17 protein-coding genes are annotated in these 21,405 nt (G+C 53.5%); 13 read left to right on the top strand and 4 right to left on the bottom strand.

What is annotated here, in order from left to right; genetic code table 11:
* The first annotated feature begins 107 nt into the window (after positions 1 to 107).
* The 5 genes from G491_RS0123460 (at position 108) to G491_RS34535 (ending at position 4,745) form a co-directional block, all read left to right on the top strand.
* Positions 108 to 899, top strand: coding sequence for an ABC transporter ATP-binding protein (locus tag G491_RS0123460; RefSeq protein WP_028316283.1), 792 nt, complete (start codon positions 108 to 110; stop codon positions 897 to 899).
* Positions 883 to 1,632 (top strand): ABC transporter ATP-binding protein, encoded by a 750-nt coding sequence (locus tag G491_RS0123465; protein ID WP_084511663.1) that lies wholly within the window; start codon positions 883 to 885, stop codon positions 1,630 to 1,632. The genes G491_RS0123460 and G491_RS0123465 overlap by 17 nt, the downstream gene beginning before the upstream one ends.
* A 573-nt stretch (positions 1,633 to 2,205) precedes the next feature.
* Positions 2,206 to 2,544: an STAS domain-containing protein gene (locus G491_RS32210; RefSeq protein WP_015948244.1), complete on the top strand. Its 339-nt coding sequence runs from the start codon at positions 2,206 to 2,208 to the stop codon at positions 2,542 to 2,544.
* 84 nt (positions 2,545 to 2,628) lie between these two features.
* Complete coding sequence (locus tag G491_RS32215) at positions 2,629 to 3,093, top strand: ATP-binding protein (protein WP_081436009.1); 465 nt, start codon at positions 2,629 to 2,631, stop codon at positions 3,091 to 3,093.
* A gap of 2 nt (positions 3,094 to 3,095) precedes the next feature.
* The gene (locus tag G491_RS34535; protein ID WP_051327484.1) at positions 3,096 to 4,745 is read left to right on the top strand and encodes a GAF domain-containing SpoIIE family protein phosphatase; all 1,650 of its coding nucleotides are present in this window, start codon (positions 3,096 to 3,098) and stop codon (positions 4,743 to 4,745) included.
* On the opposite strand, the gene G491_RS34540 is transcribed toward G491_RS34535, so the two are convergent.
* Positions 4,742 to 8,137 (bottom strand): PAS domain S-box protein, encoded by a 3,396-nt coding sequence (locus G491_RS34540; RefSeq protein WP_051327485.1) that lies wholly within the window; start codon positions 8,135 to 8,137, stop codon positions 4,742 to 4,744. The two genes, G491_RS34535 and G491_RS34540, sit on opposite strands and share 4 nt — an antisense overlap.
* A gap of 105 nt (positions 8,138 to 8,242) precedes the next feature.
* On the bottom strand, positions 8,243 to 9,670 hold the full coding sequence (locus tag G491_RS32230; RefSeq protein WP_035219945.1) for an aminotransferase-like domain-containing protein: 1,428 nt from the start codon (positions 9,668 to 9,670) through the stop codon (positions 8,243 to 8,245).
* Positions 9,671 to 9,790: 120 nt separating this feature from the next.
* Between G491_RS32230 and G491_RS35645 the strand changes: the two genes are divergently transcribed.
* The 3 genes from G491_RS35645 (at position 9,791) to G491_RS0123505 (ending at position 12,421) form a co-directional block, all read left to right on the top strand.
* Positions 9,791 to 10,003: a hypothetical protein gene (locus G491_RS35645; protein WP_157468522.1), complete on the top strand. Its 213-nt coding sequence runs from the start codon at positions 9,791 to 9,793 to the stop codon at positions 10,001 to 10,003.
* A gap of 45 nt (positions 10,004 to 10,048) precedes the next feature.
* Entirely contained in the window at positions 10,049 to 10,786 is a 738-nt protein-coding gene (gene truA, locus G491_RS0123500; RefSeq protein WP_028316285.1) for a tRNA pseudouridine(38-40) synthase TruA, read from the top strand.
* 108 nt (positions 10,787 to 10,894) lie between these two features.
* Positions 10,895 to 12,421 (top strand): acyl-CoA synthetase, encoded by a 1,527-nt coding sequence (locus tag G491_RS0123505; protein WP_028316286.1) that lies wholly within the window; start codon positions 10,895 to 10,897, stop codon positions 12,419 to 12,421.
* A gap of 66 nt (positions 12,422 to 12,487) precedes the next feature.
* On the opposite strand, the gene G491_RS0123510 is transcribed toward G491_RS0123505, so the two are convergent.
* The gene (locus G491_RS0123510; protein WP_028316287.1) at positions 12,488 to 15,397 is read right to left on the bottom strand and encodes a TOTE conflict system archaeo-eukaryotic primase domain-containing protein; all 2,910 of its coding nucleotides are present in this window, start codon (positions 15,395 to 15,397) and stop codon (positions 12,488 to 12,490) included.
* A 401-nt stretch (positions 15,398 to 15,798) separates the two neighbouring features.
* Here G491_RS0123510 and G491_RS0123515 point away from each other — a divergent pair, with 401 nt between their 5' ends.
* The 5 genes from G491_RS0123515 (at position 15,799) to G491_RS0123540 (ending at position 21,145) form a co-directional block, all read left to right on the top strand.
* A complete protein-coding gene (locus G491_RS0123515) occupies positions 15,799 to 16,959 on the top strand; it encodes a 3-hydroxyacyl-CoA dehydrogenase family protein (RefSeq protein WP_028316288.1) in 1,161 nt (386 codons plus the stop codon).
* Between the two features lie 9 nt (positions 16,960 to 16,968).
* A complete protein-coding gene (locus tag G491_RS0123520) occupies positions 16,969 to 17,739 on the top strand; it encodes an enoyl-CoA hydratase-related protein (RefSeq protein ID WP_051327486.1) in 771 nt (256 codons plus the stop codon).
* Positions 17,740 to 18,739: 1,000 nt separating this feature from the next.
* A complete protein-coding gene (locus tag G491_RS0123530; RefSeq protein ID WP_028316290.1) occupies positions 18,740 to 19,939 on the top strand; it encodes a methyltransferase domain-containing protein in 1,200 nt (399 codons plus the stop codon).
* A gap of 202 nt (positions 19,940 to 20,141) precedes the next feature.
* Positions 20,142 to 20,834, top strand: a complete 693-nt coding sequence (pnuC, locus tag G491_RS0123535; protein ID WP_028316291.1) for a nicotinamide riboside transporter PnuC — start codon at positions 20,142 to 20,144, stop codon at positions 20,832 to 20,834.
* Positions 20,831 to 21,145, top strand: a complete 315-nt coding sequence (locus G491_RS0123540) for an adenylyltransferase/cytidyltransferase family protein (RefSeq protein WP_028316292.1) — start codon at positions 20,831 to 20,833, stop codon at positions 21,143 to 21,145. Before pnuC ends, G491_RS0123540 begins: the two co-directional genes overlap by 4 nt.
* Before the next feature lie 3 nt (positions 21,146 to 21,148).
* On the opposite strand, the gene G491_RS0123545 is transcribed toward G491_RS0123540, so the two are convergent.
* Positions 21,149 to 21,405, bottom strand: a 257-nt coding sequence (locus tag G491_RS0123545) for a transposase domain-containing protein (protein ID WP_028316293.1), incomplete at its 5' end; no start/stop codon positions are given.

The raw sequence follows: 21,405 nt of genomic DNA on the forward strand, positions 1-21,405 counted from the left end.
GAGCCTTGCAATAAAGCCTGCAAACCGCCCGGGCGTTAATGAAAAGCCTTTGGAGCGGTCGCTGCGTAACGCCGGGCAGAGCGGCCCCGGCTTTAAAAGGATGGTGCATGGCGTTTTTCATGGTGGAAAAACTTTCCATGTGGTTTGGGGGGCTGGCGGCTCTGGATGATGTTGGATTTGAAATCCCCCCAGGCTCGATTTTTTCCCTCATAGGCCCCAACGGGGCCGGTAAGACCACGCTTTTTAACTGCATCAACGGAATCTACAAGCCCGCAAGCGGCTCCATCCGTTTGAACGGCCGGGAACTGACCGGCAAAAAACCCCACGCCATCGCCCAAATGGGCGTCGCACGAACTTTCCAGAATATTGAACTCTTCTCGCAAATGACGCTCATGGAAAATCTCATGCTGGGCAGGCACCTGTTTATGAAAACCGGTCTGTTCAGGGGGGGCTTCATGTGGGGAAGAAAATCCTTTGCAGGGAGGGAGGAGGTTCTCCATAGAAAAAAGGCGGCAGAGCTCATCGAATTGCTGGAGCTTCAGCCGTACAGGGGGCGGCCCGTGGGGGGCCTGCCGTACGGAATTCAAAAAAGGGTGGAGCTTGGCAGGGCCCTGGCCATGGAGCCCAAACTGATTTTGCTGGACGAGCCGTGCGCCGGAATGAACGCCGAAGAAAGGCGCGACATGATCTTGCGCATTAAAACCGTGAAAGAGGCCTTGGGGGCCGCCGTTTTTTTGATCGAGCACGACATGGCGATTGTCATGGACATATCCGATCAGGTTCTCGTCATGAACTTCGGCAAGCCGGTCGCCCAGGGGACTCCCGGTCAGGTGCAGGCTCACCCTGAGGTGGCGGCCGCTTATTTGGGGGAGGACGACCCGGATGATTGCCTCGCTTGAGTTAAAAGACGTCCAGGCCCGCTACGGCCTCATACAGGCGGTTCGAGGGGCCTCCTTTGCTGTCAGGCGAGGGAGCGTCACAGGGTTATTGGGCAATAACGGCGCGGGAAAATCCACTCTCTTGAAAACCGTCATGGGTTTGATTCCCGGCCAGCCCCAAAAAGGCGAAATCCTCCTGGACGGCAAACGCATCAACGGCATGGACACGGAAAGCATCGTCCGTTTAGGCGTCTCCTACGTGCCGGAAAACAGGGCGGTCTTTCATGAGCTTAGCGTGCAGGACAACCTGATCATGGGCGCACACATCCGAAAAGACCGGCGCGCTCTAAAAACCGACCTGGAACGGATATACGCGTTTTTTCCCATCCTGGCGGACAGAATCAACCAGCCGGCCGGAACTCTTTCCGGCGGAGAACAGCAAATGCTGGCCATAAGCCGGGCCATGATGTCCAGGCCGCGCCTGCTGCTTTTGGACGAACCCTCTTTGGGGCTTTCACCGTTTCTCGTCCGAAAAATATTCCAAATTATACGGATCATCCGGAACCAGGGCGTGACCATTTTACTTGTGGAACAGAATGTGCGTAAAGCTCTGGCGATTTCAGATTACGCCGTGGTTATGGAAAGCGGCAGGCTTGTCAGCGCAGGGCCAAGCGCTGACTTGAAAAACGATCCAAGGATAAAAGAGTTCTACCTGGGATTAAATTTCCGTGAAACGCAGGAACCTCCCTGCTAATCAGGGATCGTTCTTACGGCGTACCGGCGGCTCCCTGCTTGGTTTATCCATAAAACTTCGAGTCTGTAAAAAAGCGGACCTCCATGAAAAGCATTTGATCGTTTTAAGGAGGGGGGCGACGGAAACTCGATTTATTCCATTTGCCAACTGATTGATAATAAAGTTAATTGAAAAGATGCTGGATCAAAGGGCGGGGCGTTGAGGGGACTGGCGGCAAGCCTTTGCATCCGCTTTTTACTCCCTTGCGGGGATAAGATATTCATGAATTTTTCTTGTTTGGCTGATCATGATTGACGAGGGCCGCCCGGTGAAATATGCTTAAGAATTGAAGGTATTAAATTTATGCCTGCAGCGTCCTGTTCATTGCCTGCTGATTACGAGCGAAACGCCTCGGCTGCCGAATAGGTCCATCCAGGTGAAGTCGTTTGAATTTTTGCCTGAAAAGTTGTACGAATAAGAGTTTGAAGCTGCTCCCGCCGTTGCAGTTGGGCAAGGCTCCGTCACGCGGGCTTTTGCCTGTCTAATCGAGGGAATACATACTGGTGAAGAATCATAGAAAGGAAGGGACGAGCTATGGAATTGACTGTGGTGCAGTCGAGTGACGCTTATACCCATCTGGCATTGGCCGGCAGGCTGGATGTCGCGGGCGAACAGGCTGTTGGGACGGAATTTGCCGCTTATGCAGGCGCCGGAAAGTCCCTGATCGTTGACTTGAGCCAGGTTTCTTTCTTGGCTTCCCTGGGCATCAGGATGCTTTTTCAGGGCGCGAAAACGCTGTTTGCCGGGGGCGTAAAAATGGTTTTGTTAAATCCCCAGCCTTTGGTGGAGGAAATCCTGCAGACCGCCGGTCTGACGGAGCTCATGCCTATCACCCACGACGAAGGCGAAGCCCAGACCATCGCAAAGGGATAGCACCTTCCCTTGGCAATTCGCGTTGGCTTTAGCGGCGTTATCGTGAATCACTAACTTGCCGCGCCCGCCCCGGCGGGATTTGGCATGGAAGGGGATGCAGGCTGTGCTATGGCCCGGGTTTTGGAAATTGCTTTAAAAAGCGACTATGATGAGCTTGGACGCATTTGTATATCCGTCAATGAGTTTCTTGAGTCTCATGAACTTAGTCCAAGGGTGCTGTACGGCGTCAATTTGGCCCTTGAAGAAATTCTGACCAATATTTTCAAATACGGTTATGACGACGAGTGCAAGGACCACGATATCTCCGTGCGCCTGGAAGTGGAGGGGCCGGGAGTTTCCGTGCAGATCGTCGACGACGGAAACAGCTTCGACCTGGAACAAGCCCCGGAGCCGGATTTATCCACTCCCATATCGGAACGCACCATCGGCGGCCTTGGCATCCACCTGGTTCGCAATATGCTGGACACAATAAATTACCAGCGGGTGGACGATAAGAATATTATAGAACTTAGCATCAAGGGAGAGGCCGCTTGCAGCGGTAAAGATTAGTCATGGAAGCCACCGACCAAACAGAACAGGCCGTAAGGCTGAAAAAACTGATCGAAGCCAACCAGACCATCGCCAGGGTTGAGTCTTTGGAAGAACTCTTTCCCATGCTCATGACCCTTGCCAAGGAAGTGACAAACGCCGAGGCCTCGTCCATCATGCGGTATCGGCCCAACCGGAATGTGCTCGAGTTTGAGCTGGCGTCCAATGAAGGGACGGGCAACCTGGACAAGATTCTCCGGGAAAAAATCACCCTGAAACTGGGCGAGGGCGTTGCGGGCTGGGTGGGCGAAAACAGAGAATCGGTCAATATTCGGGACGCCCAGAACGACCCGCGCTTCTCCCGACGCGCCGACAGCGAAACCGGGTTCGTCACCCGGGCTATCCTGTGCTCCCCCATTTTGCACGAAAACGAGTTGCTGGGCGTGGTCCAGGTTCTGAACCCCAAAAGCTCCAGGAATTTTGACGACGGCGACCTGGAAATCCTGGAGGCCTTCGCTGGCTTGGCCGCCGTGGCCATTGTCCGTTCCAGGCTGTTGGAAAACCTCATCGCCCAGGAGAAGCTCCAGGCCGCCAAGAACGCGGCAGACATTGTGGAGGCGGCTGCAGACGCCATCATCACCTTTGGCATTGAAAGCCTCCGCATCCGGGGAATCAACCCTGCAGCCATGCGCATTTTCGGATACGACTACGATGAATTCATCGACATGTCCATGCTGGCCTTGCTGGAGCACGGGGAGGAAGAGGACATCCTGGACCGCATATTTTCCGGCGAATTGCACGAATTGCCCGGTCTGCGAAAAAACGGGGAAGCCTTTCCCATGGAAGCGGTGGTTCGCATCGGCGGCAAGCAGGGCGAAGAGTTTTTCATAGGAACCTTTCGGGACGTCACCAAGAAAAACGAGGCCCTTCGCAAGCTGTACTCCGAGTTGTCCAAGGCCGCTGATTACGTAAAAACCCTGCTGCCGTCCCCCATTACGGACGGGCCTTTAAGGGCGCATTGGCGGTTTATACCGTCCACGTCCCTGGGCGGAGACTCTTTCGGCTACCATTGGGTGGACGAAGAACATTTCGCCATATACCTGCTGGATGTGTGCGGCCACGGGGTTCATGCTGCGCTGCTTTCCGTGTCCGTTATCAATGTGCTTCAGTCTCAATCCCTGCCCGGCACTGATTTCAAGGAGCCGGATCAGGTGCTGAACGCCCTGAACAACGCCTTTCCCATGGAACGGCATAACGAAATGTACTTTACCATGTGGTACGGGGTTTATAACCGGAAAACCCGCACCCTGGTTTACGCCAGCGGCGGGCATCCGCCCGCCCTGCTCATGACCAGCGGCCCCAAGGGGCGCATCCGTCCCATCGGCCTCAAGACCCCCAACATGTTCATTGGCGGCATGCCCAACGTCAAATATAAAAAGAACGAAGTGAAGATCGAAGGCAAATGCCGCTTGTTCGTCTTTTCCGACGGCGTCTACGAGATCGAAACGCCGGAAGGCGTTATGTGGAAGTACGAGGAATTCCAGGATTTTATGGTCAACGTGCCTCCCAATGAAGGGGCGGAGATGGACCGCCTTTTCGGACACGCGAAAAAGCTGTGCGGAGAGGACACCCTGGACGACGATTTTTCCATTATGGAAGTGGTCTTTGATTAAAGCGGCGGGCTTTGTTGCGTGGAGAACTCATCCCGGACGGCGGTTACGGGCAGGTGGATGATGAATGTGGTCCCTTTGCCGGGCGCCGACTCCACGCGCATGCCCCCCCGGTGTTTTTCCACAATAATAAAATAAGATACGGACAACCCCAGGCCGGTGCCCTGACCCACTCCTTTGGTGGTGAAAAAAGGCTCAAACACCCTTTTTCTCACCTCCTCAGGCATCCCGTCCCCATTATCTTCAACCTCCAGCCTCACCATGTCGCCTTCTTTCTTCAAACGCAGCGTAAAACAGGGCTGGTCCGTGCTGTATGTTTTTTCCGCCATGGCTACGGCGCCGTTTTTCAACAGGTTTAAAAGTACTTGCTGAATATTCGTGGCTTCGCATTCCACAGGGGGGAGGTCGTCTTCAAACTCCCTTTCAATCTTGATCTTTTTAAAGTCATAATCCCGTTTCAGATCGTAATCGCTGGACGCAAGCTCCAGGGCCTTTTCCACCAGCGCCTTCAGATCGTGAGCCAGGAACAACGACTCGGTCTTTCTGGAAAAGCCGAGCATATTGTCTACAATCGCCGCAGCTCTCTGGCCGGACTCCCTGATGTTGTTTAGCATGGTGAATATGCCGCGGTTTTCCATATAGGCCTTGATGTTATCCATATCCAAACCCAGATTCGAGGCTTCTTTCAGGTTCGCAGGAAGATTTTCAGACAAGCGGTTAAGCAGCACCTCCGCGTTTTGAAGCATGCCGGCCAGGGGATTGTTGATTTCGTGAGCCATGCCGGCGGCGAGCCCCCCAACCGAAAGCATTTTTTCCGATTGAATCATCATTTCTTCGATACGCACCTGTTCCGTTACGTCGTCAAGCCGGATCACGGCGCCGCCTCGGTCTTCTGACGTCAAAGGGTAAATGGTGATATCCAGAAATTGCTGACTCCCCTGAATTTTTACCGGAACGTTGGTTTCTTTGTGCGGCTTGCCCGTGTTTTGGGATTTTTGCACCAGATCGCATAAAGTCAAAATGTGAGAAAAAGTCTCATTCAAGGTCTTGCCCAAAGCCTCGGATTCCACAATCCCGCTGAATTTTTCCGCTCCCAGGTTCCAGTGGGTTATGCTTCCCGCTTTATCCACCCCGATCAATGCAGACGGCATGGAATTGATGATGTCGCTCAGCAGGCGGCGCAAGTGGGTCATTTCGCGCTCCGCCTCTTGCCTGCTGGTCAGGTCCCGGCAATTGACCACAATGCCGTTAATCCCCGGCGTCTCTAACAGGGAGACTACAAGGACCTGGTAATGCACGTACTTGCCGGAAGCGTTTATCAGCCTGACTTCTTCTATGGTGAATGTTTCCCCTTCCGACTGCATTGCACGATGGAGCACCGTCTTAAATTTAAGCCGGTCTTCCGGATGGATGAACGCTTGGTAATCGGTCCCTATAAACCGATTATAGTCAAAACCGGAAAGGCGGGCCGTTGAGGGGCTTACGTATTTTATGGTCATTTCCGGGGAAAATATGGATATGCTATCCGAGGTGTGTTCCGTGATGGCCCGGAACATTTCCTCGCTTTGGCGGATATCCCGAAGCAGCAGCAGGGAGTTCAGGGCTTCTCCTATGCGCATACCTATTTCATTGAAAAGGTCTTTCTCCCAATCCGTCCACTCTCGGGAGTGGGAGCATTGGTGCAGGCCAAACAACCAGGGCTTGCCTGTTTGCGGAAACATGGCTACGGCAAGCAAGGATTTCACTTTTAACCGGTTTTCCGGGTCGATGTCCATTTCGCCTGGCGCAAAGTATTGCTCCCCCGGAGCCTTTGTCTCTATATACCCGGCGAACATACGCGCCATCCCCGGCGTCATGGGAATGTCACTCCTCCGGATTTCCGGATTTTCATATTCAGGCCTGGTGCGCTCCCAATTGATCTGAATCGAGGGGGCCTCCGGGTCCAGCGGATAAAGAAGCCACGCCCGGTCGCACTGGAAAATATCCAGAACCTCCCCCAGCACCTTGTCCAGGGCCTCCTCCAACTCCTGTTCTCCGGACAATTCCTGCTCCACCCGAGTCAGGTGTTTGAAAAAGGTCAGGTGCTTCTGCACCTTTTCCTCCGCTTCCTTCCTTTCCGTGATGTCCGTGCAGCAGCCTTCAATGGCGATTATGTTTCCTTCTTCATCAAACACCCCGGTGTTGGTCTGGTAAATCCAGCGCCCCTTCCCGACTTTATCCACGATTTTATATTCATAGGATGGAGGAACCTTGCCCGCCAGCAGGTTTTCCCATTCGTTTTTGAACATGGGAATCCAATCCGGATGGACAATTTCTTTAATGATCTTTGGGGTGCTGAGAATCTCCTGGGGAGTGTAACCGAATATCTGTTCCGAGGCTTGGCTGCAGTATTCATATTTTCCGTCAGGAATGCCCATGCGATAGACCACCTCGTTGAGGCGATCCAACAAGCCGGAAAAACGCTGCTCGCTGGCCACTAATGCGTGAGCCTGGATTTGCACCTGCCTTTTTAGCACGCGGGTCCACAAATAAGCCATAAGCAACAAAAAAATGAGAGGCAGAATCACCCATAAAAGATACTTTTTAATCGTGCTTGAAGCAGGCTCAGGTTCAAACATGCCAAACCATTTTCTGTGGATTTGTTCAAACTCTCCAGTTGCCTTGAGAACACTAAGGCCTTCGTTCAGGCCGGCCAAAAGATTGACGTTTCCTTCTTGAACGGCAAAACAGTATTGACGGGGCAATATGGGCGGCCCAACGGTGACTAAATTATGCAGCCCATTTTCTCGGGAGTAGTAAAGCCCCTGCATTTTGGGAACCAGGGCGCAATCCGCATTGCCTGAAGCAACCAATTTAAGGACGCCGCTTTGATCCCGGGCGGTCAGTGTTTGCTTCCCTAATTTCTGACTCAGGACATAGTCGTGCATGATATCCCCCTCCTGCACGGCTATCCGGGCGTTCTTGATATCCTCCATGGATCGAATTGGAGAGCCTTTTTTGACGAATAATCCGTGGGTTACAATGACATGCGGGCTGGAAAAATCCACATATTGATCCCGGTCCGGAGAATAAAACATCCCGGTTATCATGTCGATGCGGCCCTTTTCCAGGTCCTCCCGGACTTCTCTCCAGGGCCCTAAGCTGATTTCCGGCTGATACCCCATGATGCGGCAGACGGCCTTTAACACATCAATGTTAAATCCGACGGGCTTTCCGTTTTTAAGCGTTTCATAAGGAGGGTAGGCCCAGTCTCCGCGAGCCTTGATCGTTCCGTCCGGCGAAACGGCAAGGGAAAAACCGGACAGAGCCCAAACCAATGCAAAGGTCAGAGCAGCCAACAGCAAGCGCCCGGCCAGGCGCTGCAGGAATTTTGGGGAGGGATTGCTAATCTGCATAATGGCCCTTAATAATGGGCGATCCTTAAGGATTTTTTATTCCGGGAACTGCTCCCTGTTGATATGCAAATACCACACCAGGCTGCGTTTGCGCCATGGATTTCATTAGGGTCGGAAATCCTTTATCATTTGTCCTAGTAGAGCTATGCCTTTTTCCACCTTGGGCGTCAACGTTCCGCCGCAGTTTATGCGAATGCAGTTGCGATACCTGTTGGAAGTCGAACATATCAGCCCGGGCAAAAAGCATATGCCCTCCTTCTCCGCAACCTTATACACCTCAAAACTGTCAACCCGCTCGTCCAACTCCACCCATATAAGCATCCCCCCTTGAGGCATGGTCAGCTTGGCATCCTCGGGAAAATGCTCCCGAAGAGCCAGGGACATGTTGGCCACATTGTTTTTCAGCAGGTTTCTCAGGCGCCGTAAATGCCGTTCATAGGCGCCGTTTTTTAAATACTGGGCTATCACGTGCTGCGGAAGGCTTGCGGAACTGATGTTTGTGTTGCATTTCATCCGGATAACCCGTTCCGTAAATTTGCCCGGAAGGGTCCAGCCTACGCGAAGCCCGGACGACAGCGTCTTGGAGAAAGAAGAGCAAAAAAGCACCATGCCCCTGCGGTCGAACGACTTTAGTGTAGCCGGCCGGGTTTCCCCAAAATACAGGTCTCCGTAGATATCGTCCTCAATAATCGGAATTTCCCTCTCCCCCAACAGTTCCACCAATTCCTCCTTGGCCTCCATAGGCATGGAGCCGCCTGTCGGGTTCTGAAAGGTGGGGACGAAAACGCAGGCCTCCACCGAAATGCGGTCCAGGGCGTCCTTAAGATGAGGCAGGCTGATGCCGGTTTGGGGATCCGTGGGTATTTCCAGGGCCTTCATGCCCAGGTCCTCGATCAATTGCAGCAGACCGTGAAAAGTCGGAGACTCCACAGCGATGACATCGCCCGGCTTGGCCACGGCGCGCAAACAGAGAAAGACCGCCTCCAGACAGCCCTGAGTAATGATTACCTCATCAACCATCCCCTGTTTGGCCGTCCCCGTGGTGCGCCGGACTATTTCCCGGCGCAGTTCCGGGTTGCCGGCCGGATGCTCGTACAAACTCAGCAACCGGGCCATGTCTTTCCCGGAAACCGATTTTAACTCCCGCGTCAGCTGCTTTATGGGGAGAAGAGACGGGTCCGGCATGGCCCCGCCCAGGTTGATAATTCCCGGCTCGCTGATTTTTTCCACAATCACTTTGGCCAGGGCGTCCACGTTAACCGGCTTGGGAACAGGCTCCACCAGTTTCAGCTTGGGCGCCGTCTGCTCCCCGTGCACCCTGGCTTTGACGAAAAAGCCCGATTTGTTCCGGCTTTCCACCAGCCCGCGCTTCTCCAATTCAATATAAGCCTGGTACACCGTGGAAATGCTCAGTCTCGCCCGGGCGTGCAGCTTGCGTAAAGACGGGAGGCGATCCCCCGCCCGATATTGCCCGGAGGCGATTTTGTCCTGAATTTCGTCCGCCAGGGATACATATTGGAATTGTGCGGGCATGGCCTGTTCCTGGATAACTGTTATGGTGGAATTTCTTTAAAACTGTATCTGTTATTGCTTTCTCACATGCCGTAATAAAAAGCAACACCATAACCACGGAGGAGCTTAAGAGGGAATGCAATGAAAACGACAGATAGTACATGGGGGCGGCGGATCGCGTATTTGTTCCGGCCGGAGGATTCCACGGAATCTTTGGCTCAGGACGGACGGCGCGAAAGCCGGCCGAAGGATTTTTCCCAATCCGATTTCGGAGCAGGGCTGGGCGCCCTGAAGGCGGCCCTTTGGATCTGCGCGGGATTCATCCTGGCGGTGGGCTTGGCGCAGCTCCTCTAAAACCTGCGCTTGCGGTCTTTTAAGGAATGGGTTATCAGGGCGGGTATGAAACGGAATTTCAAGCTCATACTGGAATACGACGGGACGCACTACCACGGGTGGCAAAGGCAGCCCCACGACCTGACCATACAGGAGGTGCTGGAAGGCGCTTTGGAAAAAATCACCCGGCAGAAGTGCGTTGTCTACGGCGCGGGCCGGACGGACTCCGGCGTGCATGCGCTCAATTACGTCGCCAACTTCCGGTGCAACACCCATCTGGACGCCGGGGTGTTTGTCAAGGCCTTGAATTCCACCTTGCCCAAAGACATCGTATGCAAGGAGTCCACCCTGGCGCCGGACGGTTTTCACGCGCGAAAAAGCGCGGTGAGCAAAATCTACGAATATCACATTACAAACGGCCCCACGCCGCCGGCCGTCTGCCGTCAATACGCCTGGCATGTTCGCAGGCGTTTGGATAAGGAAGCCATGACCCGGGCCGCCGAACTGTTCCTGGGCTCGCACGATTTTTCCGCCTTCGAAGGCGCGGGCAGCCCCAAGGCCACCAGCGTGCGGAACATCATGCAGTCCCACATCCAGTCCTGGGAAAACCACATTATATACCGGGTGGAGGCCAACGGCTTTCTGCGCTACATGGTCCGCAACATCGTGGGAACCCTGGTGTATATCGGCATGGGCAAAATCCCCCCCGAGGCGGTCATGGATATTCTGGCGTCGGGAGACCGGGGCCAGGCAGGCCCCACCGCGCCGCCGGAGGGTTTGTTCATGATGTGCGTAAAATATTGATGCGAAATATTGATTGACGCCCGTCAATAGCGTCTTTATACTAAAGTTATATCCCCCAATAGTATTATCCCCAAATACATATCATTTATTCCCACCAAGGAGGCAGCTATGAACGTAGGTCAATGGCCCGCTCAGTGGTCCAAGCTCTATCCTGAAGAACCCTGCATCAAGTACCAGGATCTCCGTTTGAACAAACGGGAGTTCAACGAACGCATCAATCAGTTAGCCCATCTATTGCAAAAAGAAGGCATCCGAAAAGGCGACAGGGTGGCCGCCCTCATGGCCAACAGCAACGTGTTTTTGGAAATCCTTTTCGCCTGTTCAAAAATAGGGGCCATCATGGTTCCCCTGAATTTCCGCCTGGCCCCTCCTGAACTGGAATTCATCATCAATGACTGCGAACCCTCCCTGCTCTTTTACTCCCCGGAGTTTACGGCCGTCCGCGACGCGTTGCAGGATAAAATCCCCACGGTGCGCGAACGCATTTGCGAAATGGCCGGCGGCGCCCCCAACGACGGGGAATACGAGTCCTTGATTGCGCCCATGTCCACCGCCGAGCCCACGCCGGAATCCGAAGTGGTCATGGACGACCCCCAGTTCATCATGTACACCTCAGGCACCACGGGCAAGCCCAAGGGCGCCGTGCTCAGCCACGGAAACACCCAGTGGAACGCCATCAACGCGGCGGTCACCTACGGCTCGGACAACAACGACGTGGTCATGTGCTGCGCCCCCCTGTTCCACATCGGCGCCCTGAACTGCTCGGCCACCCCCGCCCTGTACGGCGGCGCGTCCCTGACCATCCAGCGCTTTTTCGACCCCGTGGGCGTTCTCAAGATGATCCAGGAGGACAGGGTCACGGTCATGTTCGGCATTCCGGTCATGTACTTGTTCATGAGCCAGATGCCCGAGTTCCCAAATACGGATTTTTCCACGGTGAAATACCTGCTGGCCGGCGGCTCCCCCTGCCCCAGGGCCCTTATTGAAACGTATCAGAAAAAAAGCGTGCTCTTCGCCCAGGGATACGGCATGACCGAAACCGCCCCGGCCATCAGCGCGCTTCGCAAGGAGGAAGCCCTCAAAAAGATCGGCTCCTGCGGCAAGCCTTTGCTGCATACGGAAGTCAAGGTGGTGGACGCCCAGAATAACGAACTCGCCCCCCACGAAATGGGCGAGGTGGTGGTCCGGGGCCCCATTGTCATGCTGGAATACTGGAAACGCCCCGAAGCCACGGCCAACACCATTGTGGACGGGTGGATGCACACCGGAGACATGGGCTATTTTGACGAGGAAGGCTATCTGTATCTCATGGACCGGAAAAAGGACATGTACATCTCAGGCGGAGAAAACGTGTATCCCGCCGAGGTGGAGGACGCCCTTATGAGCAATCCCAAGATCGCCGACGCCGGAGTCATCGGCGTGGCCGACGAAAAATGGGGCGAAGTGGGCATGGCCATCCTGGTGAAATCCCCGGGCGAGGACCTGTCCGAGGACGAAGTTATTTCCTGGTGCCGCGAAAAGCTGGCCGGTTACAAATGCCCCAAAAAGGTGGCTTTTGTGGACGAACTCCCCAGAACCATGACCGGCAAAATCCTGAAAAAAGACCTCCGCGCCCAATACGGCGACGGAGCATGATCAATAAAAATCAAGTAGGGGGGCTGTGAAGCCCCCTACTCGATTTCTTTAATGACGATGGCGCCCCTATCCGTTTTCTATGCTCTTAATCAACTCATTGGCGATATGGGAGCTTTCAATGCGCATGATACTCTCTTGGGCGTTTCCGTAGCTTAAAAGATTAATGCTGCCATACCAAATGATTTTTTGATCCATGATTGCAAATTTTTGGTGGATGTTTGACTTGTATATTATGGCGAATCCGCTTTCTGATAGAAGATCCAGAGCCTTTCGATATGGAGGATGATCCTTTTCCGGAAAATCCCCTTCAGGGCGGGTGATGATGGTAATGCGGACACCGGCGCCGCTTGCTGCGTTAAGGTGGTGGATCATTTGCCTTGTTCGTTTTTGCCGAATAAACGGGCTGACAATGAGAATCTCTTTTTGGGAGGCAATGATATCCTGTGTGAATACAGGCAAGAAATTGTCTTTGGAGAATATGATGTCTATAGGGTCATCCATAACCTCGCTTGCTTTGGCCTTATACCCCATGGATGCGTATCCGTTCAGACGTTTCTGGTACATTCTTTCAAGCATGGGAACCTGGATATCCACATAATCGTAAATCCTAACCTCATTTTTTGAGTTGCACAGCCTGTGTAGTCTTCCGGCGTATTGCTGCAGAGTTCCTTTCCAGGATATAGGCATGGCCAGAAACAGGGTGTCGAGACGGGGCTCATCAAACCCTTCACCAATGAAATGGCCGGTTGCCACCAGAACAAAAGGTTTGTCTGCCGGAATTTCGGCGATGCGATCAAAAGCCTTTCGGGTTCCCTTCTTTCCCATGCCGCCTGTCAGGGAGATCACATTCGGAACATGTTCGTTTATCATTTTAGCAAGTTTCTCAACGTGAGCCGTTCTCAGGGTCAGAACAAGACAATGCCTATTCTGTTCATGGTTTCTTAAAACATCACCGATGATCTGCTGATCCCTGAAATCACTCTCCATGATTTCAACATACAATGACTGAATGGTTATGTCCTTCAACTCCATTCCCAAGGGCGTCCGCAACGATGTGAACCGGGGGATAACATAATGATCAAAGGGTCTGCTCTCCGCCTGCCTTTTAGGGTTGTCCCGGTATCGAATCGGACCGCAATGCATGAACAGAATAGGTTGATGCCCATCTTTCCTGACAGGGGTTGCGCTCAAGCCGTAAACATACTTGGCGCGGGCCTTTTTTAAAATTTGTTCATAAGTAAATGCGGAGGCATGATGGCACTCATCAGCGATGATCAGGCCATAGTCCCGTACGATCTCCTTCACTTCCCCTTTCCTGGAAAGAGATTGCATGACAGCAATATCAATAACTCCGCACGAAGTATTCCTGCCGCCGCCGATTTGACCAATGATGTGTCTTTTCCTCCGTCGCCCATTTGACTCATCCGGCAAAGGTTCGTTGATCTCAAGGAATTCTGATAGCCTCTCTTTCCATTGGGTCAACAGGCTAATTTTGTCCACCAGTATTAGCGTGTTTGTCTTTTTTTCGGCAATCAGCTTGATGGCAACTACTGTCTTGCCGAAGGCAGTTGTCCCCGAAAGTATGCCATTGTCGTGTTGAATAAGATGGCTGAGGGCCAAATTCTGTTCGTCTCTCAAATGGCCTTTGAATTCCACGTTGATCCGTTTTCCTGCGTAAGTTTTATCAATTATCTTGATGCTTACATCCAATTTTTCGATTTCATATACAAGGTCTGGCTCACATCCTCTGGGTAGACACAGATAACCTTGCGTGTCATCGGAGCATGAAATCACCCTTGGATAATTATAGGTGGGCAAACGCATGGCCTGTTGTCTATAGAACATCGGGTTTTTAAACGTTGCCAGCCGCTTTAACCGGTTCAAAGCGCGTTGCGACATTCCCTCCTTGGGAATAAATAGCATGTTTCCCCTAACGATCTCGAGCTTATCCGGGAAATCGCTTTTTTCAAGAACTGTTTGCGGTTGTTTAGTTTCCCAAGGTTTACTTTCTTCTTCATCGATTTTCAGTTCCCCAAGTTCATCACCCGGGGAAAGGTCGGTTATAAGACATTCTATGCGGTTTTGCGACATCCTCTCAATGGCGGAAAGAAAGGCCCATTGATCGGAATACGATCGAAAATGTTCATCAATGAATTCGCTGTTGGCATTTTCCCTGGCCGCTTTTTGCAATGGCAGGGCGATCAGATTTCCCAAACCGCCCTTTGGCATGGTATCCTGACTGGGAAACAAACGATCGTAGGATGCGAATGGGAGGTCATGCCGTTTGTTCATAGTGCGGGTTAAAAGAGCCGCGCCGAATTTGCGCGCCAGACCTGCGGAGACTGGATGTTCGAAGAAAAACCAGACATGGCCTCCTTTTCCCGATCTTGAACGCTCTACCGCAATGGGAATCGTGTACTCGCTGCATACGTCCCTAACAGCGGCAACATCTTTTTCCCAATTCGCCTTATCAAAATCCATGGCCAAGAAATGACAGGTTTCATCCTGAAGCATTGGATAGACGCCGACGACGGCATGGCCTCTCAAATGGCTTTCAATGACTGTTTCATTCAGTTCGGCATAGGATGTGTTGCTGCATTTTGAACAAGGTAATTTGGGTTTTCCACATATTCCCGGCCGCCATTGATTCAGACACGCTGGGGCGTATCCCCCCGTACCTGACTTTCGGCTTTCCCATCTTTTGGCGAAGACGTCCTCACGCCCTTTGAACAAGGACATAAAAAGGCGAATTTTTGTAGGAGAATCCGATGAGTTATTGACTGCAAAGGATTGGCTTTCAACACGCAACTCATCCTCATGGCCCATTGTTTCTGTTTGAACAACCAGAGGTGATGCCTGTAACGATTGTGGAGGCTTCAGCCCGAGTTCGACCCTCAACTGGCTATTTTCGATTTTTAGGCGGTTTATTTCGTCGAGCAGGGATTTAAAGTTTTTTATGAGATCATAATAGTTCATGACTCTTTCCATGGGCCGGGCGCGTTCCACGCCGAGGGTGGTATGGTCTGATTCTGCAAAGCAGACGCCATCGGTATAATATTTGATTTCAATATTTTTCGTATCGAGTTACCCATGAAATCCTTCCTTATCTCAGAGGTGCGGCGCCACAGGCCGTTGAGGTTAATCAGGGAGCGAAAAGAAAATAAGGACTTTTTTCCTTTAAAATCACATCTCATTCCGATAATGCAACCTGATTATGAAAGCGGCCTTGCTTTAGTTTATTCATCGACTTCAAGTTTTTGTCTTGACAGCCCATCGCAAAAGAATATAGACTGACATGTCAGTCTTGACAAGGCTGCAACCCCAAACTACTCTATCAATCATTTTTTAGGGCTTGAAAAAACAATGTGGAGGAATCAATGGATTTTGCGGACGTGAAGAAAATTGCGGTAATCGGCTCGGGCGATATGGGCCACGGCATCGTCCAGGTGGCGGCCATGGCGGGATACAACGTTGCCATGAAGGACGTGAAGCAGGAGTTCCTGGACCGGGGCATGGGGAAGATCGTGGAAAGCCTGGACATCCTTGTGGGCAAGGAAAAGATTTCGGCCCAGGACAAGGAAGACGTCATGGCCCGGATTTCAGCCACCACGGACACGGCCGAGGCCGTGAGCGACGCCCAGATCGTCATCGAGGCCGTGCCTGAAATCATGGATCTCAAAAAGTCCGTCTTCTCCGAGGTTTCGGCCAGTGCGCCCGGCGACGCCATCCTGGCCACCAACACTTCCACCATGAGCATCACGGAGATTTCCAAGGCAGTAAACAACCCCGCCCGGTTTGCAGGCCTGCATTTTTTCAATCCGGTCAATCGCATGAAACTGGTGGAAATCATCAAGGGCGCGGAAACCAGCGACGCAACCGCGGACGTCCTGGTCAAGTTCACCGAAGCCGTCAAAAAGATTCCCGTGGTGGTGTTGAAAGACTCCCCCGGCTTTATCGTCAACCGGATCAACGCGCCCAACCAGGCCATGCTGAGCGCCATACTAGACGAGGGAAAGATCAAGCCCGACGAATTGGACACGGCCATGAAAATGGTGGGCATGCCCCAGGGGCCATACGAACTGGCCGACTTTGTGGGCCTGGACGTGTTTGTGCATACGCTCAAATATTACGCCGAAACCCTGTCTCCCGAGTTCCAACCGGGCAAGTATCTCACCGCCAAGGTGGAGGCCGGAGACTTGGGCAAGAAAACCGGCCAGGGCATCTACGACTGGTCCTCGGGCAAGCCTCTCATCGACGGAACGACCATGTGCCAGGACATCACCCCCATGGAAATGCTGGCCATTCAGATCAACGAAGCCGTGCGTGTGCATAAGGAAGGAATCGCCGCTTCGGTAGCCGACATCGACCTTGCTGTGGTACATGGTATGAAAGCCATGGCAGGGCCGTTCGCCATGTGCGCGGGCATGCAGCCCGAGCAACTGGTGACGTCCCTGGACAAACTCCACGAGCGCTTCGGCCTGGCGATTTTCAAGCCGGAGCCGGAAGTCGCGGACGGGTCATTCAAGGAAATGAAATAAGGAGGCGCTATGTCGGACTCTGTTTTGTACGAAAAAAAGGAAACAACGGGCATCCTCACCATCAACAAGCCCAAAGCCAACCAGTTGAGCGCCGAGGTCTTCGAGGGCATGAGCATGACCCTGGACCTGGCCGCCCAGGACAAGGATCTGCGGGCGCTGATCATCACGGGCTCCGGGGATAAAATCTTCTGCGCGGGCGCTGACCTTTCGGGAGGCTTCGGCAATCTCTCGCCCATCGATTTTATCAAACGCGCCCAGGACATATTCAACAAGATCGAAGCCTTCCCCAGACCGGTCATTGCGGCCATGATCGGGCACGCCTTCGGCGGAGGCCTGGAGCTTGCCATGGCCTGCCACATGCGCATCATCAAAAAGAACGCCCGCATCGGGCTGACCGAAACCAACCTGGGCATCATGCCCGGATACGGCGGAACCCTGCGCCTGCCCCGGCTTGTGGGCAGGGCCAAGGCCATTGAAATGATGCTGCTTGGCAAACAAATCCGGTCGGAAAAAGCCCTTGAAATCGGTCTGGTCAATGAGATGTGCGAGGAAGGCGAGGTCATGGACAAATCCATGGAGCTGGCCGCAACCCTGTCCACCCGGCCGCCCCTGGCGGTTTCCGCCATATTGCGGGTTTTGTCCATGCGGGAGAGCGTTTCGCCGGAAATGGCCCTGCAACTGGAGCGCCAGGAACTGGTCAAGCTGTTCGAGACCAAGGACTGCATGGAAGGCATGACCGCCTTCGCCATGAAAACCAAGCCGGTCTTCAAAGGCGAATAGGCCATTATACCCGCTTGCCGCCGCCTCTCTCCACGGGTGCGACGGAGAGCGGCGGTCGTGGCAGCCGCCTTGCAATATTGGGTTTCGCGGCGGCGATGTAAATTTTATGATGCGTTTAGGCATGACGCATTTTTCCCGATTCAATATACTGTTGCAACGCTCTGCCCAACCTGCATTTTATCCATAAAAATAGTAGGTTGGGTAGAGCTTGCAGAACTTTTCAAAAGAAGGCTGTCCCGTCCTCGCCGAAGTAATGACCAAAGCCGAAAACATGCGTGCGAAACCCAACAAATGGATTTGCGACCCCAAAAGATTATTGTCACCCGGAAGGATCGTCATTCCGGCAAGGGATGATCCATATTTTCGGATCGTCCCGCAAGCCGGAACCCAGCGTCATTTTTGACGGCTCCGAGGAATATCATTCCTTGCTCAATTTTCGGGATTGGAAGTAGTGCTTTGAAATCAAGTATTTATGTGTGCGGCTCAGATCCATCTATATGCCAGAGCCCGAGAGTCATGGTCCCTTCCCCCCTGGCGGGGGAAGGACAGGATGGGGGGGAGTAGTTGCGAGGTCTCCTCGCCATTGTAGTTGCGCGGTTCCCGCGCTGTAAAAGGTCACCCCCCCAACCCTCCCCCGTCAAGGGGGAGGGAGTTTTTGGGACGTCGGCTTTGATGTTTAATACCTCATAGCCTGCTGCAATCCCTTGAATATGTGAAGTAAACTTGATTCCCGAAAGTTTGAGTTATTTGCCTAAAGGCGCCTTGGCGTGAAACGGCAAATAGTGACCTGAAAAAACGACACTCCCCCCGGATGAGCGGTAGGCCTTGCTGCGCCCATCGCTTTCCGCCGCCCGGCGTGGACTCCATCCCGCCGGGCGGTTTCAGTGAGAGCTTCCCCTCGGCTTCCTCCCTTGACATCCTTCCAAACCATGATGACATTATTCTCGGCTACAGTGTCCTGGACCGGGCTTCCTATGACGATGTTTGCAAGGAGGCTTATATGACACAGCTAAGATCAGAATCAACGGCCAGCGTGGAGTTCCAGGTGAAGTGGAACAGCGAACACGCGGCGCATGAAGAAAATTTTTACGTGGACCGGGTCCATTTTTGGCGGGACATCTTACCGGACAAGCTCAAAAAGGCTTTGCTGGAAAATCCTCCCGGAGAATGGGCGTCGGCTGAGTTGCGCCCGGGCGAAGGCGTGGAAGCCTTGTCCTCGGCCCAGCTAAAGGAACTCAAACCAGCCCAGGTCAATGAAAAGGCTCTGGGCAGGCCGGTGCACGGCGGCCGGTTTTATCCTCGGGGAATCCTGAAGGACGTGGGAGGGGTGTTTCCCCAGAATCGCGCCCCTTTCCGCATTAAATCCATTGATGAAAGCAAACTGACCGCGGACTTCAATCATCCTCTGGCGGGCAAGGATCTGTCCCTCAAGGCCCGGATTGCGGGCGGAATCAGCGACAAGGAAGAGCGGGGCGGAAGCTGCCTGGCCGTGGAAGACATCCTGGGCGTGGGGCCCGGCATGCAGGTTCGGGCCAACGGCTGCGCCACCGACTTTTTTTATCCCGGCGCCTTTGACCGGGAGGACGAAGCCGCGGACGCGGTTTTTTACGATCAGCCCCGGATGGTCAACCATATCGACTCCCAGGCCATGGAGGTGGTTTCCAATCTGTACGGCCGCATTTTGAAAGACGGCATGGACGTTTTGGACCTCATGGCAAGCTGGAATTCCCATATTCCGGCCGACCTCAATTTGAAGAGCGTCCACGGCCTGGGCATGAACCAGGAGGAGCTGGAAAGCAACCGCCGCCTGAACGGATTCACGGTCCAGGACCTGAACGAGAACCCGAAACTGCCTTTTGACGATAACTCCTTTGACGCCATCATATGCACGGTCAGTGTGGAGTACCTGACCAAGCCGGTGGAGGTGTTCAAGGAAGCCGCCCGGGTGCTCAGGCCCGGAGGCGTTTTCGCCCTGACCTTTTCCAACCGGTGGTTTCCGCCCAAGGCGATCGACGTGTGGAAGGAAGCCCACGACTTTGAACGCATGGGCCTGGTGCTGGAATATTTCCTCCAATCCGGGGCGTTCAAGGATTTGCAGACCTATTCCATGCAAGGCCTGCCCCGGCCTGACGACGACAAATACGCGGATCAGCTTTATTGCTCCGATCCCGTTTACGGCGTTTGGGGCCACAAAGCCTGACGCCGCAAAACCATGCAATCCTCATACGCTTCCCCCCCGGCCTCCCTCGGGGGGGACGCATTTCACACTCGCTTTTTCCGTTCCTTGATCAAAAACCTCCGCCGTGATATTTCAAAACCCGTTCCATCCATTTGAATTTTTGCGAGGACTTCAATTCCGTCGCCTGAACCGGTTTTGTCTCTTTCCTAACGGATTATTGTGCATGAATACAAAAACGGACGTTAAAGACGTTGTATGGGTTGCATTGCTGTTGATAGCCGCCGTCTGCTTCTCCATCGCCATGGGGGATTCCCTGTTCGCCTCCAGTGTGCTGATTTCCGGCATCTTGTGCGTGGCCCTGACCGCCATAGGGCGCATCGAAGGCTACGCCGCGGGCATGTACGCCAGTTGCACCTACGCCTGGATGGCCTACCAAAACGGCCTATTTGGAGAAGTCATGCTGAACCTGGGCTTTTTCATCCCCACAAACATTATCGGGTTTATGATGTGGCGGAAAAAAATGCGGGACAACGTGGTGGAAATGCGCCAGCTGATCTGGCGGCATCGGGCCATGGTCGCAGCCGTCGTCATATTGGGAACCTTGGGGCTGGGGCTTATCCTCAGCAGAATCCCCGGCCAGAACACCCCGTACATCGACGCCAGCACCAACGTGATTTCCATCATCGCCACCCTGCTTATGATGTGGAGATACAAGGAGCAATGGATGCTGTACATCATCCTGAACACGGTCAGCACGGCCATGTGGATTCTCCGGTGGCGGGCGGGCGGCGCCTCGGGGGATTTGATGATCGTCATGTGGATGATCTATCTCGCCAACAGCATTTTCGGATATTGGCGGTGGCATACGGGCGCAAAAAAATTGTCGGCCATCCGGGACCAAGAGGCGGCGGCATGAAGAAAATCGGTCTGACCCTGGGAAAGTTCGCCCCTTTTCATAAAGGGCATCAGTTCCTCATTGAAACCGCGTTCAGGGAAGTGGACGAGCTCATGATCCTTGTTTACGAAACCGGCCTCATGGACGTTCCCTTGCAGGTGCGGGCGAATTGGATTCGCAAGCTCTATCCTCAGGTCCGCGTCATAGAGGCCTGGGGCGGCCCGCCCGGCTACGGCAACTCTCCCGAAATCGTCAAGGAGCAGAATGACTATATCCTGTCCGCCATCGGGGACGAAAAAAGTAAGCGTCCAGTGAAGTACCCGGTTGGGTAAAAATCAATTGTTGGAAAGGTTAAAATCCGGGGATGGCAGGAGAGCTTGGTAGTCTTTCCGGGAGGTCGCCAGGGGGAGTCTTTCAAATAAAACTTTCAGATAGGCAAAGGGCTCCAGGCCGTTGGCCTTGGCCGTCTCGATCAGGCTGAAGAACAAAGCGCTGGCTTCCGCGCCCCGGGGCGATCCCGCAAAAAGCCAATTCTTCCGGCCCACCACAAAAGGCCGAATCGCGTTTTCCGCCGCATTGTTGTCCGGCTTCA

It is taken from the genome of Desulfatibacillum aliphaticivorans DSM 15576, assembly GCF_000429905.1.
Classification (GTDB): domain Bacteria; phylum Desulfobacterota; class Desulfobacteria; order Desulfobacterales; family Desulfatibacillaceae; genus Desulfatibacillum; species Desulfatibacillum aliphaticivorans.